The 14742-nt window shown below is 73.6% G+C and carries 15 protein-coding genes; 2 read left to right on the forward strand and 13 right to left on the reverse strand.

The genetic code is table 11. The features are described 5' to 3' along the window. Positions 1-92: 92 nt before the first annotated feature. From ACZ4M8_RS08160 to ACZ4M8_RS08170, 3 genes are all read right to left on the reverse strand, one after another. Complete coding sequence (locus ACZ4M8_RS08160; protein ID WP_467604406.1) at positions 93-788, reverse strand: aggregation-promoting factor C-terminal-like domain-containing protein; 696 nt, start codon at positions 786-788, stop codon at positions 93-95. 408 nt (positions 789-1196) lie between these two features. Beyond that, positions 1197-2534, reverse strand: coding sequence for a PhoH family protein (locus tag ACZ4M8_RS08165; RefSeq protein ID WP_399086517.1), 1338 nt, complete (start codon positions 2532-2534; stop codon positions 1197-1199). Between the two features lie 414 nt (positions 2535-2948). Then, positions 2949-3728, reverse strand: coding sequence for an isoprenyl transferase (locus ACZ4M8_RS08170; RefSeq protein ID WP_467604409.1), 780 nt, complete (start codon positions 3726-3728; stop codon positions 2949-2951). Positions 3729-4037: 309 nt separating this feature from the next. Between ACZ4M8_RS08170 and mgrA the strand changes: the two genes are divergently transcribed. Next, positions 4038-5075, forward strand: coding sequence for an L-glyceraldehyde 3-phosphate reductase (mgrA, locus tag ACZ4M8_RS08175; protein ID WP_467604410.1), 1038 nt, complete (start codon positions 4038-4040; stop codon positions 5073-5075). A 654-nt stretch (positions 5076-5729) separates the two neighbouring features. Beyond that, positions 5730-6098, forward strand: a complete 369-nt coding sequence (locus ACZ4M8_RS08180; RefSeq protein ID WP_467604412.1) for a DUF192 domain-containing protein — start codon at positions 5730-5732, stop codon at positions 6096-6098. A 221-nt stretch (positions 6099-6319) separates the two neighbouring features. Here ACZ4M8_RS08180 and ACZ4M8_RS08185 read toward each other — a convergent pair whose 3' ends face one another. From ACZ4M8_RS08185 to ACZ4M8_RS08230, 10 genes are all read right to left on the reverse strand, one after another. Continuing rightward, complete coding sequence (locus ACZ4M8_RS08185) at positions 6320-6988, reverse strand: OmpA family protein (protein ID WP_467604414.1); 669 nt, start codon at positions 6986-6988, stop codon at positions 6320-6322. An 8-nt stretch (positions 6989-6996) separates the two neighbouring features. Then, positions 6997-7578, reverse strand: a complete 582-nt coding sequence (locus tag ACZ4M8_RS08190; RefSeq protein WP_467604417.1) for a hypothetical protein — start codon at positions 7576-7578, stop codon at positions 6997-6999. Between the two features lie 85 nt (positions 7579-7663). Further along, positions 7664-8380 (reverse strand): pilus assembly protein TadG-related protein, encoded by a 717-nt coding sequence (locus ACZ4M8_RS08195; protein WP_467604419.1) that lies wholly within the window; start codon positions 8378-8380, stop codon positions 7664-7666. A 41-nt stretch (positions 8381-8421) separates the two neighbouring features. Continuing rightward, positions 8422-8589 (reverse strand): hypothetical protein, encoded by a 168-nt coding sequence (locus ACZ4M8_RS08200; protein ID WP_399086539.1) that lies wholly within the window; start codon positions 8587-8589, stop codon positions 8422-8424. Positions 8590-9044: 455 nt separating this feature from the next. Beyond that, the gene (locus ACZ4M8_RS08205; RefSeq protein ID WP_467604421.1) at positions 9045-9938 is read right to left on the reverse strand and encodes a DUF5936 domain-containing protein; all 894 of its coding nucleotides are present in this window, start codon (positions 9936-9938) and stop codon (positions 9045-9047) included. Between the two features lie 7 nt (positions 9939-9945). Further along, on the reverse strand, positions 9946-10890 hold the full coding sequence (locus ACZ4M8_RS08210; RefSeq protein WP_467604422.1) for a type II secretion system F family protein: 945 nt from the start codon (positions 10888-10890) through the stop codon (positions 9946-9948). After that, positions 10887-12224 (reverse strand): CpaF family protein, encoded by a 1338-nt coding sequence (locus ACZ4M8_RS08215; RefSeq protein WP_467604425.1) that lies wholly within the window; start codon positions 12222-12224, stop codon positions 10887-10889. Before ACZ4M8_RS08215 ends, ACZ4M8_RS08210 begins: the two co-directional genes overlap by 4 nt. After that, positions 12221-12883: a TadE/TadG family type IV pilus assembly protein gene (locus ACZ4M8_RS08220; RefSeq protein ID WP_467604426.1), complete on the reverse strand. Its 663-nt coding sequence runs from the start codon at positions 12881-12883 to the stop codon at positions 12221-12223. The genes ACZ4M8_RS08215 and ACZ4M8_RS08220 overlap by 4 nt, the downstream gene beginning before the upstream one ends. After that, a complete protein-coding gene (locus ACZ4M8_RS08225; protein ID WP_467604428.1) occupies positions 12880-13293 on the reverse strand; it encodes a TadE/TadG family type IV pilus assembly protein in 414 nt (137 codons plus the stop codon). The genes ACZ4M8_RS08220 and ACZ4M8_RS08225 overlap by 4 nt, the downstream gene beginning before the upstream one ends. Positions 13294-13390: 97 nt before the next feature. Next, positions 13391-14737 (reverse strand): AAA family ATPase, encoded by a 1347-nt coding sequence (locus ACZ4M8_RS08230; RefSeq protein ID WP_467604429.1) that lies wholly within the window; start codon positions 14735-14737, stop codon positions 13391-13393. Positions 14738-14742 lie beyond the last annotated feature (5 nt).

Consider the following 14742-nt stretch of genomic DNA (forward strand, 5'->3'; position numbering starts at 1 on the left):
ACGACGTTACCTGTGCGGGACGCACGAAACCCCCGACGCTGACGCGGTCGGGGGTTTCGGGTGTACGTGCGGTACTGCCGGGGCCGGCGGACCTAGTACCAGCTGTTCTGCTGCCAGAAGCTCCAGGCACCACAGGGGCTGCCGTAGCGGCTGTTCATGTAGTTCAGCCCCCACTTGATCTGGGTGGCCGGGTTGGTCTGCCAGTCGGCGCCCGCGGAGGCCATCTTCGAACCGGGGAGCGCCTGCACGAGGCCGTACGCGCCCGAGGAGGCGTTGGTGGCCCGGTAGTTCCAGGTCGACTCGTGGTTCACGATGTTGCTGAAGCACTGGAACTGATCGGCCGGAACCATCTGGCGTGCGATGGCCTGCGTCTCGGCGACCGTGTACGAAGCCTTCTGCAGGAATTCGCCGGCGTCACGCGTCGCGGAACGCGACACCTCCAGCTTCTTCTGGCGCGCCTCGGCGTCGGCCTTGGCCTTCGCCTCGTCCGCGGCGTCCTTCTTCTCCTGCGCGGTCTGCGCGGCGGCCTTGCGGGCCGACTCCTGCGCGGACTTGAGGGCTGCCACATCGGCCTGGGTGGACTGGTCGTCCGCCTGCTGCGTCAGGGAGGCCGTCTGCACCTGGGCCTGCTGGCCTGCGGGGAGGTCGGCGATCGTCGTGTCGGCGGCGGTGTTCGCGGTGTTGGTGACCGCGCCCTGGTTGCCTACGGCGACGCCGGCGACAGCGCCGACGGTGGTGACCGCGGTGGCGGAGGCCACGGCGAATCCCCGGACCGAGATCCGGCTCACACGTTTTCCTTCCAGCATCGCCCGCATAGGTGACCTCGCGGACGCAATCGTGCCCCTGGCGCTGGCTTCCCTTAGTCCGCCCCCTGTTGAGCGGCGGGGGCGGCTGGTCACGGGAGGCACGGACCCGGTACGTCCCCCTCGGGGGCCGCGTGGTGCTCGGGCGGCATACGGCGGTCACTATGAAGTTCGGGTTGGTACCGCACCTCTGGGGATGCTGGTGGTGCCGTATGCGGGGCCTGACAGGACCCAGACTCTGCCCGACGGTGCCACCGGGAATCAATTCTCCACCGGGTGTGAAAGCTCACACCCGGTTTGCCCCCTGAGATTCCCGGATATTCCCGCGCATCAGAACGCCGCCCGGCTAAGCTCCTTGGCTTCTCCGGGCGGCGCCCCGTCGTACACACCGGGTCAGATGCTGCCGTCCTCCAGCATTTCGGTCACCAGAGCGGCGATCGGCGAGCGCTCCGAGCGGTTCAGCGTGACGTGGGCGAAGAGCGGGTGGCCCTTCAGCTTCTCCACCACGGCCACCACACCGTCGTACCGGCCGACCCGCAGGTTGTCCCGCTGCGCGACATCGTGCGTCAGCACCACCCGCGAGTTGGCACCGATCCGGGAGAGCACCGTCAGCAGGACGTTCCGCTCCAGGGACTGGGCCTCGTCGACGATGACGAACGCGTCGTGCAGGGACCGGCCGCGGATGTGGGTCAGCGGCAGCACCTCCAGCATGCCGCGCTCCACGACCTCCTCGATGACCTCTTTGCTCGTCACCGCGGAGAGCGTGTCGAAGACCGCCTGCGCCCAGGGGCTCATCTTCTCCGACTCACTGCCCGGCAGATAGCCCAGCTCCTGCCCGCCCACCGCGTACAGCGGCCGGAAGACCATCACCTTGCGGTGCTGACGACGCTCCAGCACCGCCTCCAGGCCCGCGCAGAGCGCCAACGCCGACTTGCCCGTCCCGGCCCGGCCGCCCATCGAGACGATGCCGACGTCCGGGTCGAGCAGGAGGTCGAGGGCGATGCGCTGTTCGGCGCTGCGGCCGTGGATGCCGAACGCCTCGCGGTCACCGCGCACCAGCCGCACCGCGCCGTCCTCGGTGACCCGGCCGAGCGCCTTGCCCCGCTCCGACTGGAGGACGAGCCCGGTGTGGACGGGCAGCTCCGCGGCCTCGGGGATGTGCGCGACCTCGTCGGCGAAGAGCGCGTCGACCTGGTCGGCGGGGACGGTGACCTCGCCCATGCCCGTCCAACCGGAGTCGGTGACGGCGAGTTCGGCGCGGTACTCCTCGGCGAGCAGACCGACGGAGGACGCCTTGATCCGCATCGGCAGGTCCTTGGAGACGACGGTGACGTCGTACCCCTCGGCCTGGAGGTTGCGGGCGACGGCGAGGATCCGCGCGTCGTTGTCGCCGACGCGGCTGTGGCCGTTCCAGAACGCGGCGGGCAGGATGCCCGGGTCGGAGTGGTTGAGTTCGACTCTGAGGGTGCCGCCCAGGTCTCCGATCGGGAGGGGCGCGTCCAGCCGCCCGAACCGTACGCGGTACTCGTCCAGCAGGCGCAGCGCCTGGCGGGCGAAGTACCCCAGTTCCGGGTGGTGCCGCTTGGCCTCCAGCTCCGTGACCACCACGACCGGCAGCACGACCTCGTGCTCGTCGAAGCGGGACATGGCGCCTGGATCGGCCAGCAGGACGCTGGTGTCGAGGACGTAGGTGTGCCGGCCGCTCTCACGGCGCTTGTTGCTGTTCACCACGGGTGGACGAACCCCCTCGGATGAGGTCGGGGTGCGACGGCGTCGCGGGGGACAGGACCGGGTTCTGGCCGCGCTGCGCGGGCCGAACACCGGCCCCTCCGCGTCGTCCGTGCGGATCGCACGGGCCTTGCGTGATGCGCAAAGGGCCTCCCGGGCGGACGGCCCCATGCCGTCCGCTGAGATACGGCGCCCGTGTCTGATTCCGGACGCCGACCTGCCAGGAACCTTCCCGTGTTGGGGTGCGCCCATGCCCGGCGCGCGGGCGCACAGGCGGTGAACCTTGGGTGACGTACGCCGTGAACGGCCGTGCCCCGGCCACCACCTGGGGTGACCGGGGCACGGGAGCGGCCGGTTCCGGTGCCGCGCCGGGCCGCCCCCGAGAGGGACGTACCGGGACGGACCGGGTATCGCGGGCTAGAAGCCGTAACGCCGGTGGCGGGCCGCGTAGTCACGCAGCGCGCGGAGGAAGTCGACCTTCCGGAAGGCGGGCCAGAAGACCTCGCAGAAGTAGTACTCGGAGTGCGCCGACTGCCAGAGCATGAATCCGGACAGCCGCTGCTCGCCGCTGGTGCGGATGACGAGGTCCGGGTCGGGCTGGCCGCTGGTGTAGAGGTGCTTGGAGATGAGGTCGATGTCGACGGTCTCGGCCAGCTCCTCGAAGGAGGTGCCGCGCTCGGCGTGTTCGAGCAGCAGCGAGCGGACCGCGTCGGCGATCTCCTGACGCCCGCCGTAGCCGACGGCGACGTTCACCAGGATGCCGGTGTTGTCCTCGGTGTCCTGCTCCGCCTTCTTGAGGACGATCTGGGTGTCGGAGGGCAGCAGATCGCGGTTGCCGACGTGGTGGACGCGCCAGCGGCCGTCGGCGGCGAGATCACGGACGGTGTTCTCGATGATGCCGAGCAGCGGCTTCAGTTCGCCCTCGGGCCGGTCGAGGTTGTCGGTCGACAGCAGCCAGAGCGTGACCACCTCGACGTCGGTCTCGGCGCACCAGCCCAGCAGTTCGCCGATCTTGGCGGCGCCGGCCTGGTGGCCCTGCTCGGTCGTGCGGCCGTCGGCCCGCGCCCAGCGGCGGTTGCCGTCGAGGATGACGCCGATGTGCTTGGGCACCTGGCTGTGGTCCAGCCGGCCCTCGACCCGTCGCGCGTACAGCCGGTAGACCAGATTCCGCAGTGCTTGCGGATACGGAATACGCATCCCGGAAGATCGCAGCATGAGTGTGGTCCAGCCCCTCCGTGCCCATTTGGCGGTCGCCCCGTCGCCCACGGGGGTGTCTCGTCGCTCTTCGCCGGCGAGCCTGTCGCGTCCGGTGCCGTACGCCACGAGGCGGGGCCTCGTTCCGGGACCGGCTTGTCGCGGGTGAGGCGGCCGCGCCGCGCGGAGCGGCGCCGGGCACCATGGGCCCACGAAGATCGGGAAGACACTCCCTGATTCCGACAACTTTACTTCTCGGGCCCACCGGCGGCCCCATCAGGTACGTCACAGGGCCGTGATAGGGAGTTGACCATGACTGATTCTTCTCCGTACCGCGCCGCGGAATCGCGCTACGACTCCATGGAGTACCGGCGCACCGGACGCAGCGGCCTGAAACTTCCGGCCATCTCCCTGGGACTCTGGCACAACTTCGGTGACGACCGCACCTTGGCCTCCCAGCGCGCGATCCTGCGCCGCGCCTTCGACCTGGGCGTGACCCATTTCGACCTGGCCAACAACTACGGTCCGCCGCCCGGGTCCGCGGAGCTGAACTTCGGAAAGATCTTCGCTCAGGACTTCCGGCCCTACCGCGACGAGATCATTCTCTCGACCAAAGCGGGATATCGGATGCGCCCCGGTCCGTACGGGGAATGGGGTTCGCGGAAATATCTCCTCTCCTCGCTCGATGCCTCGCTGAAGCGGATGGGCGTCGATTACGTCGATATCTTCTACTCGCACCGCTTCGACCCGGAAACCCCGCTGGAGGAGACGATGGGCGCCCTCGCGTCCGCCGTCCGCCAGGGCAAGGCGCTCTACGCCGGGGTCTCCTCGTACAGCTCGGAGCAGACCCGGGAGGCGGCGCGGATCCTGCGCGGGATGGGGGTGCCGGCGCTGATCCACCAGCCGTCGTACTCGATGATCAACCGCTGGACCGAGGACGACGGGCTGCTGGACACCCTGGAGAGCGAGGGCATGGGCTGCATCTCGTTCGCCCCGCTGGCCCAGGGGCTGCTCACCGACAAGTACCTGCACGGCGTCCCGGAGGGCTCGCGCGCCTCGCTGGGCAAGTCGCTCGATCCGGGGCTGCTCTCCGAGGACGTGGTGCGGCGGCTGCGGGGGCTCAACGAGATCGCCGCCCGCCGGGGCCAGTCGCTGGCGCAGCTGGCGCTGGGCTGGGTGCTGCGCGATCCGCGCATGACGTCGGCGCTGATCGGAGCGAGCAGCGTGACGCAGTTGGAGGCGAACATCGCGGCACTGGGCGCCCCGGAGCTGACGGAGACGGAGCTGTCCGAGATCGACGAGTTCGCGCAGACCACCGACGGAGTGAACATCTGGGCCCGCCGGAGCTGAGCGGGAGAAAAAGCCACCGGAGCTGAGCGCGGCGGAAGGGGAGGGGCCGAGGTCCGCCGGTGTCCGGGGCAGCGGTCCGGCTCCGGGCACCCGGGGCCCTGCGGTCCGGTGGCCGTGTCCGAGGGGCGGCGGGCGGCGCCCGGCGACGCGGGTCCGTCGTGCGGGTGAGGAGCGGCCGGTGCGGTGGCCGGGGCGGTGTGCGCCCCTGTGCGCCCTGTGCCCCTGGCGTGCGCCGGGCGCGGGAGCGGAGCCGGGAAAAAGAAAAAGCGGGCCGGTCCGTGGGGGGATACGGACCGGCCCGAGGGGGGGCTTCCACCATAACCCCATGAGCCCTGTGGTGTGCGCAACATCGAAGAACCGGTGTGCCCCGGTCGCGCGCCGGGGCGCATCACCGTCGCCCGGACGGGCGCCGCACGCCTCGCCGGGTGGCTGCCGCGCCCCACCGGCCCGGGGCCCGGCACCCCGCCGGCCCCGCCCCGCCCCTCGCCGGACGGCCTCGCCCGGCGTGTTCCCCGTACGGCCGCGGAGCGCGGCGCCCGGTCGCCGGGCCGGACCGCGGGAGGCGGGGGAAGTGCGGCCGCGGGAAGCCCCGGGCTCCGGAAAGAGGCCCGACCGGCCGTGCCCGTGCGGCGGTCGGCTGGTAGAACGGCCGCCATGGCGCGGTGGCGGGACGGTACGGGGACGGTGTACGGGGCGGATGTGCCGGTCGCGGTGGAGATCGCCGCGTCCTACCGGGCGCGGCGGCGGGGGCTGCTGGGGCGGGACGGGGTGACGGGCGGGCTGCTGCTGACGCCCGCGAGCGGGGTGCACACCTTCGGGATGCGGTTCGCGATCGACGTCGCCTATCTCGACCGGCGCCTGCGGGTGCTCGCGGTGCGCACCATGGAGCCGGGCCGGCTGGGCCTGCCGCGCCCGCGCGCCCGGTATGTCCTGGAGGCGTCGGCCGGGGCGATGGCCGGGTGGGGGCTGCGGCCGGGCGTACGGCTGTCGCTGCGTACCACGGCGGAGGAGACCGCTCCGTAGGCGAGGGCGGCGCGCCCGTGGGCGGCAGGGACACGGCGGGTGGCGGAAGGGACCAGGGTGGTACGCGCGGGGGCGACGTGGTCGGGCGCCCTCATCGATGGCGGGGACGGAGCCCTGGAGCACCGAAGCGCCAGCGGCGGTGCGCCCCCGGGCGGCGGGCGCCGCGAAACTGACGGGCAGTCATCTGGGGGCGCGCCTCGCCGCCGTTCCCCTGCCGTCCCTCACTCCTCGCGCGGGAAGCTGACCTCGACGCGGCGGTTCTTCCTGCGGCCGGCTTCGGTGGAGTTGTCGGCGATGGGGTACTGCTCGCCGTAGCCGCGGATCTCGAACGCGGTGCCGGGGCCGAGGTCCTGGGCGAGGCGGCGCTGGACGGCACCGGCGCGCTTGCGGGAGAGGGTCAGGCCGTGGGCGGCGGAGCCGAGGTTGTCGGTGAAGCCGAAGACCCGGAGTTTTGCGGCGTGTTGCTTGGTGGCCTCGTCGGCGATGGCGGCGATGCGGGAGCGCGCGTCGTCGGTCAGCTCGGCGCTGTCCTTGCCGAAGAGCACCTCCGCCTGGAGTGCGAACGTGACGTTGTCGTTGGTGTCCTGGCGGCGTTCGGTGCCGTCGTCGGTCTCGACGACGGACTTGATGTTGAGGACCTTCGCCGGGGCCAGCGTGGCGCCCTGCACCATCCGCAGGTCGGGGTCGTGCGGATCGACGGCGACCGGCGGTGTGGTGTCCTCGGTCAGACCGGGCGGGGTGTCGGCGCGGGCGGCGGGGGCGGCGAGTCCGGTGGCCAGCAGCAGGGCGGCGGCGGTGACGGCGCGGCCGGTCCGGGTGGCGCGCGGCGGTCGCGTACCGGCGGGGCGGGTACCGGTCGGGCGGGGGCGGGGCGGGTGCGTCGCGGGCATGGTCGCGGTCACTCCGTGATCCGTACGTCGGCGGGCGGCATCGTCGGGAGCTGGAAGTCGACCTCGGTGACCTTGGCGGGCGGGGCGGGGAACTGCGCGAAGACGGGGCGGCTCTCGCCGGGCCGCAGCCCGCTCAGGCCCGTGGTGCACAGGCATTCGCCGTCGGTGTCGCGCAGGACGAGATAGCGCTTCTTGCCGGCCTTGTCGACGAGGGTGGCGCCGGAGAGCGAGGAGCGGGAGTGGAGTTCGGATTCGTTGGAGCGCCAGTCGATGGCGTTGAAGACGCGGGTGCCGTGGTTGGTGACGGTGCCGTTGACGGTGACGAAGCCGCCGGAGTCGCGGACGGCGGAGTGCAGGGTGAGGGTGACGCCGTCCGGGCCCTTCATCTCCCCGATGGCCTTGTCGGTGTCGGCGGCGGGGGCGGTGGACCCGGCGGGTGCGGGGCGGGTGTCGCGGGCCGGGGCCCGGTCGTCCGTCCGCCCTCCCCCGGCGTCGCCGCCACCGCAGCCGGCGACGACCAGCGTCAGGCCGGCCGCGGCGGCCGTCGCGGCCGCTCCTCGGGCGGCTTTCGTCGTGCGCCGCATGCTCATGGATGCCAGTCCTTCGGTCGTCAGCGGGTCGGTGGGCAGTCGGGGACGGCGGTCGGCAGGGCGCCCGGGGCCGGCGGCGGCGCGGTCATCGGGTGAGCCGTACGGCGAAGAGGTCGGTGGCCCCGGGCAGTCGGCGGCCGTCGTCGAGATCGCCGGGCTCGATGTCCCATGCCTTTCCGTCGCAGACGAGCCCGGGGAGGGGGGCGTCGTCCGCGCCGTCGTCCTTCCCCTTTCCCGTGCCGGGGTCGCCGGTGGGTCCGGGGGTGGTGGAGGGTACCCCCTTGCCGGGGGTGGACGGTCCGGGTGGCGCGGGTGTGTCGCCGGCCGGGTCCGCGTGGCAGCGGGGCTCGACGACGGCGGTGGCGCGGGCCTCGGCGTGGGTGGACTCCGTACCGGGGACGACGGAGCGGCCGACGGCGGAGCGGGCGCGGACCCGGACGGTGAAGGAGGTGGGCCAGGAGTCGGGGGTGCAGTCGGTGAGGACCGCGTCGTTGCGGCCGGCGAACCAGCCGGCGCTGTCGCAGGCGGCGCGGGAGTCGGCGCCGCGCCCTTCGAGGAGGTCGCGCCAGTCGGCGCCGGAGCGCAGGGCGTCGAGAAGGCTCTCGGTCAGCCGGTCGCGGTATTTCTGTCCGGCGGCGAGGGCGGCGGCGTCGGCGGCGGTCTGCGCGCCGCCCCGGGAGGCGGCGGCCTGGCCGACGGCGAAGAACGCGAGGGCGAGGAAGAGCAGCCCGGCGACCGCCACGATGTAGACCGGGAACGCCTGTCCGGCATCGCGCGGGGGGCGGGCGGCGGGGGCGGTCATGGCGGGGGCGCCGGGCGGGGCGGTCGCGGGGGCGCGGCCCGCTAGATGCCGACGACTTCGGAGATCTTGTCCGCGATGGCGTTCGCGATCTGACTGCCGAAGTCCGTGGTGGACAGCACCAGGACGATCGCCACGACCACCGCGATGATGCCGAGGTACTCGATCGAGGTCTGCCCCCGGTCGTCGTTCCCCACAATCCGCTTCGCCATCGTCTTCTCCTCCATGGGCCCCCGTACCGCTCTGGTCCGGCTGGGCAGTCCCCGTGGTGTCGGCGCGTAGTCCCGCGGTCACGACACGAGAAAAGTACGCCGGGAGAGCCCTCCCGGGACAGGGAATCCTTACCCCAACCTGTTCGGAGGACACGACGGAGGCCCGGAGCGAAAGAATCCGGCCATCCGGCGTGCGTGGCGGTGGCGACGCCGCTCGCACTGTGTTCACCCCCGATCCGCCTGCGGTCCCCGCGCGGGACACCCCGTACCCCGATGGCGGCTCCACTGTGACACAACTCGTTGCTGTAGCGAAGGAGTTGGGGGCAAGCGGTCGTCGTCCGCGTACGGTTTCGGACGCCTGCCCACATCCGGTACGGGGCGCTCCGCCGGGGGCGCCGCGGGGCGGGCGTCCGGGCGTACGGCGGGGCGCGGCCCGGTGGGGCGGGCGGCGCCGGTCATCTGCCCGTCAGGGCGCCGAAGTCGGTGCCGGAGCCGAGGAAGAATCCGGCGAGCAGCAGGATCATGGTGGCCGGGACCATGAAGGTGGTGACGACCACGGTGGCCTTGGGGACGGCGCGGGCGGCCCGGCGGCGGGCGCTCTGCGCGTCGGTGCGCCGCATGTCGTCGGCGATCTGGATGAGCGTGTCGACGATCGGCGCACCCAGCTCCTCGCCCTGCTGGAGGGCGGTGACGAACTGGGCGACCTGCTCGGAGTCGTTGCGTTTGCGCAGTTCCTCGAAGGCGGTGCGGCGGCTGACGCCCATGTCCATCTGGCGCAGCGTGATGCGCAGTTCGTCCGCCCAGGGGCCTTCGTAACGGTCGGCGACGCGGTCCAGTGCCTGGCGGAAACCGAGCCCCGCGCTGACGACGACGGCGAGGACGTCGAGGAAGTCCGGCAGGGTCCGTTCGATGGTGTCCTTGCGCTGGCGGATGGCGGCGCGGATGCCGACCTCGGTCCAGAAGCACGCGAACAGCACCATCAACACGCCGAGCAGCGGCTGGCCGCGCAGGAACATCACCAGCGCGCCGAACAGCCCGAGCGCGCCGTAGACCGCGCGGCGGGCCGCGTACCGGTCGACGGTCAGTCCGCCCGGGTTGCCCGCCAGGTCGATGCGGCGGCGCAGCCGGGAGACGCGGTCGGGGCCCATCAGCCGCAGTACCAGCGGGGCGTAGCGCATGCCCGTACGGTCGACGGCGGAGCCGACGGCGGTGGTGCGGCGGGCGCCGACCTCCAGGGAGAGGGCGAGGTCGGGCGGGAGTTTCGCCTCGCGGCGGTAGAGCGCGAGACCGCCGCAGACGCCCGCGACGGACAGCGCGGAGAGCAGCGCCAGCAGGATTCCGATTCCCATGGGGTCCCTAGACGTCGATCTTGGAGAGCCGGCGGATGAGGAAGAAGCCCAGTCCGTAGAGGACGAAGGCGGTGACGACGGCGAGTTGGCCGAGGAAGGAGGAGGTCATCCGGTCGATGGCGCCGGGCGCGATGCGGTTCATCAGCAGCAGGGTGCCGATGCCGAGCAGCGGGACGACGTACGCGGTGACGGTGACCTGGGAGAGCTGGGTGCGGACCTCGCGGCGGGTCTCCTTGCGCTCCTCCAGGGTGCGGGTGAGGTTGCGCAGCGAGCCGACGACGGTGCCGCCGGCGCGGTTGGCGAGGACGAGGGTGGTGACGAGGACGACGAGTTCGCGGGAGGGAAGGCGTTCGGCGAGTTCGCCGAGGGCTTCCTCGACGGAGTGGCCGACGGCGAGCTTGTCGGACACCTTGGCCAATTCCTGACCCGCCGGTGCCTCCAGTTCCTCGGCGGCCATCCCGAGGGCGGTGCGCAGCGCCAGACCCGCCTGGGTGGCGTTGGCGAGGATCCGGGACAGCTCCGGGAGCTGGTTGATGAACTTCTCGGTGCGCTTGCGGCGCTGCCAGTCGAGGAAGGCGAACGCCGCCCAGACGGCGGTGAGCGCGGCGATCGGCCCGAAGAACGCGGCGAGGACGGCGTGCGCGATCAGCCAGAGCGCGACGACCGTCCCGGCGAGGTACGCGGTGAACTCGCCCGGTGTGACGTCGAGTCCGGTGGCGGCGAGCCGTTTCTCCAGCCGCCGGCCGTAGCGGGTGGCGCGGACCGTACGGTCGAGGGCGGCGAAGCGGCGGCCCCGGCCGGTGACCGGCGGCCGGTCGTCGGCGAGCCGGTCGACGACGGCGCGGCGCCGGTCGCGCCCGGACGCGTAGAGCTGGAGCCCGGCGACCGCGAGGACGCAGCTGAGCAGGGCGGCGCCGGCGGTGAGGAGCGCGGGGTCGAGGGCGCGCGTCATCGGGCCTCCCGGGTGGCGAGCTGATCGTCGGTGGCGGCGACGCCGAAGGCGGGCGGGACGGATTCGCCGGCCATCCGCAGGCGTTCGGCGGTGCGGCGCGGCAGCGGGAAGTGGCGGATGCGGCCGTGGACGCGCCGGTCGGCGGTCATCGGTTCGGTGTCGAAGCGGCAGACGGCGGCGAGGCGGTACGCCTGGTGGCCGCGGGAGTCGAGGAGGGCGACCTCGGTGATGCGGCGGGCGCCGTCGGCGCCCCGCCCGAGCTGGACGAGGCAGTCGACGGCGCTGTTGATCTGGTCGCGCAGCGCCTCGAACGGGATCTTGACGTCGGACATCGAGGCGAGCGTCTGGAGCCGCATCAGGGCGTCCTCGGCGCTGTTGGCGTGGACGGTGGCGAGCGAGCCGTCGTGGCCGGTGGACATCGCCTGGAGCATGTCGAGGGTCTCCCCGCCGCGGACCTCGCCGACGATGATGCGGTCCGGCCGCATCCGCAGCGAGTTGCGGACCAGGTCGCGGATGGTGATACGGCCCTTGCCCTCGACGTTGGGCGGGCGGGACTCCAGGCGGATCACGTGGCTCTGCTGGAGCTGGAGTTCGGCCGCGTCCTCGACGGTGATGATCCGTTCGCCGTCCGGGATGAGTCCGGAGAGCGCGTTGAGCAGGGTGGTCTTCCCGGCGCCGGTCGCCCCGGAGACGACGATGTTGAAGCGGGCGCGGACGAGGGCGGCGAGCAGCAGCAGCGTCTGCTCGTCGAGGGTGCCCATGCCGAGGAGTTCGGCGAGGGCGTACGCGCGGGGGAAGCGGCGGATGGTGAGGACGGCGCCGTTGAGGGCGAGCGGCGGGATGATGACGTTGACGCGTTCGCCGGTGGGCAGGCGGGCGTCGACCATCGGGTTCGACTCGTCGACACGGCGGTTGACGGTGGAGACGATCCGCTCGATGGTCTGCATCAGCTGTTCGTGCGAGGCGAAGCGGACGGGGACGGGCTCCACGCGGCCGTGGCGTTCGACGTAGATCCGGTCCGGGCCGTTGACCATGATCTCGGTGATGGAGGCGTCCTCCAGGAGCGGTTCGAGGACGCCGAGGCCGAGCGCCTCGTCCACCACGCGGCGGATGAGCAGATCGCGTTCGGCGGTGGAGAGGACCGGGCCCTCGCGGCTGATGATGTGGCCGAGGACGCGCTCCAGGCGGGAGCGGCGTTCGGCGGCGGTCAGCGCGGACATCTCCGCGAGGTCGATCTCCTGGAGCAGCTTGGCGCGGTAGACGGGCACCAGGCGTCCGTCGGAGCGGGCCTCGCCCTCCGGTTCCGGGGCGGTGATCCGGCCTTTGAGGCTCATGGCGCGAGGGCTCCTTCGGGGGCGGCGCCCGGTGCGTGCGCGGCCGCGGGGCGGGGCATGGTGGCGCTGCGGCTGACGGAGCCGAGGGAGACACCGGGGATGAGGGACGGCAGGGAGACGGTCGCGGTGGCGCGGACCGCGTCGCCCGCCCCGGCGACGCCGATCCGGGCGCGGTCGGCGACCCAGCCGGTCATCGCGGCGCGCCCGGCGGCCGCCGGCTCGCGCTGCTGGTCGCGCGGGTCGAGCGAGGCGGTCCGGGCGGCGGCGCGGGCCCCCGTACCGGCCTGCTGCACGGCGAAGGCGGCCACGCCCAGCTGGACGACGGCGAGCGCGACGATCAGCAGCAGGGGAAGGAAGCCGAGGAATTCGATGGACGCCTGACCACGGTCGCGAGCGGCGGCCGGACGGCGGGCGGCCGGACGGCTGCGGGCGCGGGCGGGAGCCCGGAGGCGGCCCGCGCCCGGGAGGCCGAGGGGGCGGCGCGGGGCGGGCGGGTGCGCGCCTGAGGCGGAACCGGGCGCGCCGGGGAGCCACACCGCGCCGGGCGCGCCGGAGACATCGGCGGCGTCCCCGGCGCCCGGCCCGGTGCGCCGGATCGGGTCGTCCGTACGGCGCATCCGGCGCGTCCGGCGCGTCCCGTCGTACGTGGCCGTGCTCATCGTCCCTCCTCGTCGACGGCTCCGGCGGTGCCGCTGACCGTCCAGGGGAAGGCGGCGGAACCCGGGAAGAGGACCGGGACCTTGAGCTGTACGGTCGCGCGCCACAGTCCGGCGTCGGCGGCGCAGGAGGCGGTGGCGGCGGAGCGCCAGGCGGCGGGCAGTTCGCCGGTGGCGGCGGAGCGGCAGGCGCCGGGGCCGCCGCCACGCAGGGCGACGGCGGCCCGCGCCCCGCGGTCGGCGGCGTGCGCGGCGAGCGAGAACGTGTAGCCGACCAGCACGAACTGCCACAGCAGGACGAGGACCAGCAGGATCAGCGGCAGCATCCCGGCGAACTCGACGGTGACCTGACCGCGATCCGGGGCGTACCGGGCGCGGTCACGCCGGCTAAGCGGCGCCGCACCGGCCACCACCGCCCCGCCCCGGTCCGGGCACCGGCCGGCCCCGGGCGCACGCTCCGTACTCGCAGGGCCGCCGCGCACCGCGCCCCCCGGCCGCCACCTCACCCCGTCAGCCCTCCTCGTACGGGCCCGCCGGGGCCGCGGGGGCGGGCGCCGGGCCCGGTGCGGGCTGCGCGGTGGCGGGGCCGGCGGGCAGGGCCTTGCGGCGGCGGCCGGTGAGCGAGGGGCGGGTGCGGTGGCCGGACTTGGGGCGGGGGACGGCGGGGGCGCCCGCCACCAGGCCCAGTTCACCGGCGAGCGCCCACAGGGCGGCGCGGACGGTGGAGCGGGCGTCGAGGTCCTGCATCCGGCCGGAGTCGACGCAGGGCTGGAGTTCCTTGAAGGCGGCGGGGACGGCGGCGGCGGCGACCGCGGTGCCGGTGGCCTTGGCGATCAGCGGCGGCTGGATCTCGGTGTGCCGGGTGAGGCGGTTGACGACGGTGAGCGTCGACCCGGCCTTACGGATCCGCAGCCGGTCCCAGAGCCGTACCTGCCGTTTGGCGGCGCGTACGGCGACGACGTCGGGGGTGGTCACCAGCAGGGCGGTGTCGGCGAGTTCCACGGCGGCGGCGTTGGCGGACTGCATCTGGGAGCCGCAGTCGGCGATGACGACGTCGTAGCGGGCGCGCAGCGCGGTGACGATCTGCCGGGCGGCGCGGTCGTCGATCTCCTCGCCGCGCTCGCCCTCCTCGGGCGCGAGGAGCAGCGCGAGGCCGGTGGGGTGCTCGTGTATGGCGTCGGCCAGCACGCGGGCGGAGAGGTCGGCGATCCCGGCGAGGTCGACGACCGACCGGCGGAACTGCACGTCCAGGTACGAGGCGATGTCGCCGGACTGGAGGTCGAGGTCGACGAGAGCGACGCGGCGGCCCGCCTGGCAGGCGGCGAGGGCGAGTTGGACGGCGGTGACGGTGGTGCCGGTGCCGCCCTTGGCGCCGGTGACGGTGACCAGCGTCCCGGCGGGCCCTGGCGGGTGCTCCCGGCCGCCGCCGAGGTGGACGCGGACCCCGGCGGCCCACTGGGCGGCGGCCCGTACCCGCGCGGTGAGTTCGTCGTGGCCCAGCGGCAGTCCGGCCACGCCACGGGCCCCGGCGTCCATCGCGGCGGAGTACAGGGCGGGCCCGGCGTCGGCGGTGAGCAGGACGACGCCGACGGCGGGGAAGCGGAGCGCGACCTCGCGGATCAGGTCGAGGGCGGGCAGCGGCCCGATGCGTTCGTGGACGAGGACGACCTCGGGCAGCGCTTCGACGGCGGCGGGCCCGGCGGCGTCCGGCGGCGCCGCCCCGGCCAGCGCGTCGAGGAGCGCGGCGGAGTCGGCGACCGGCGGCGCGGCGGCCGCGTCGGGCACCTGGGCGAGCAGGGTGCTCAAGGCGCGCGCGGCGTCGGGGTCGCCGGCCGCGGGCAGGATGCGGATGGTCACCGGGG

The sequence above is a fragment of the Streptomyces sp. NPDC027185 genome, assembly GCF_055567035.1.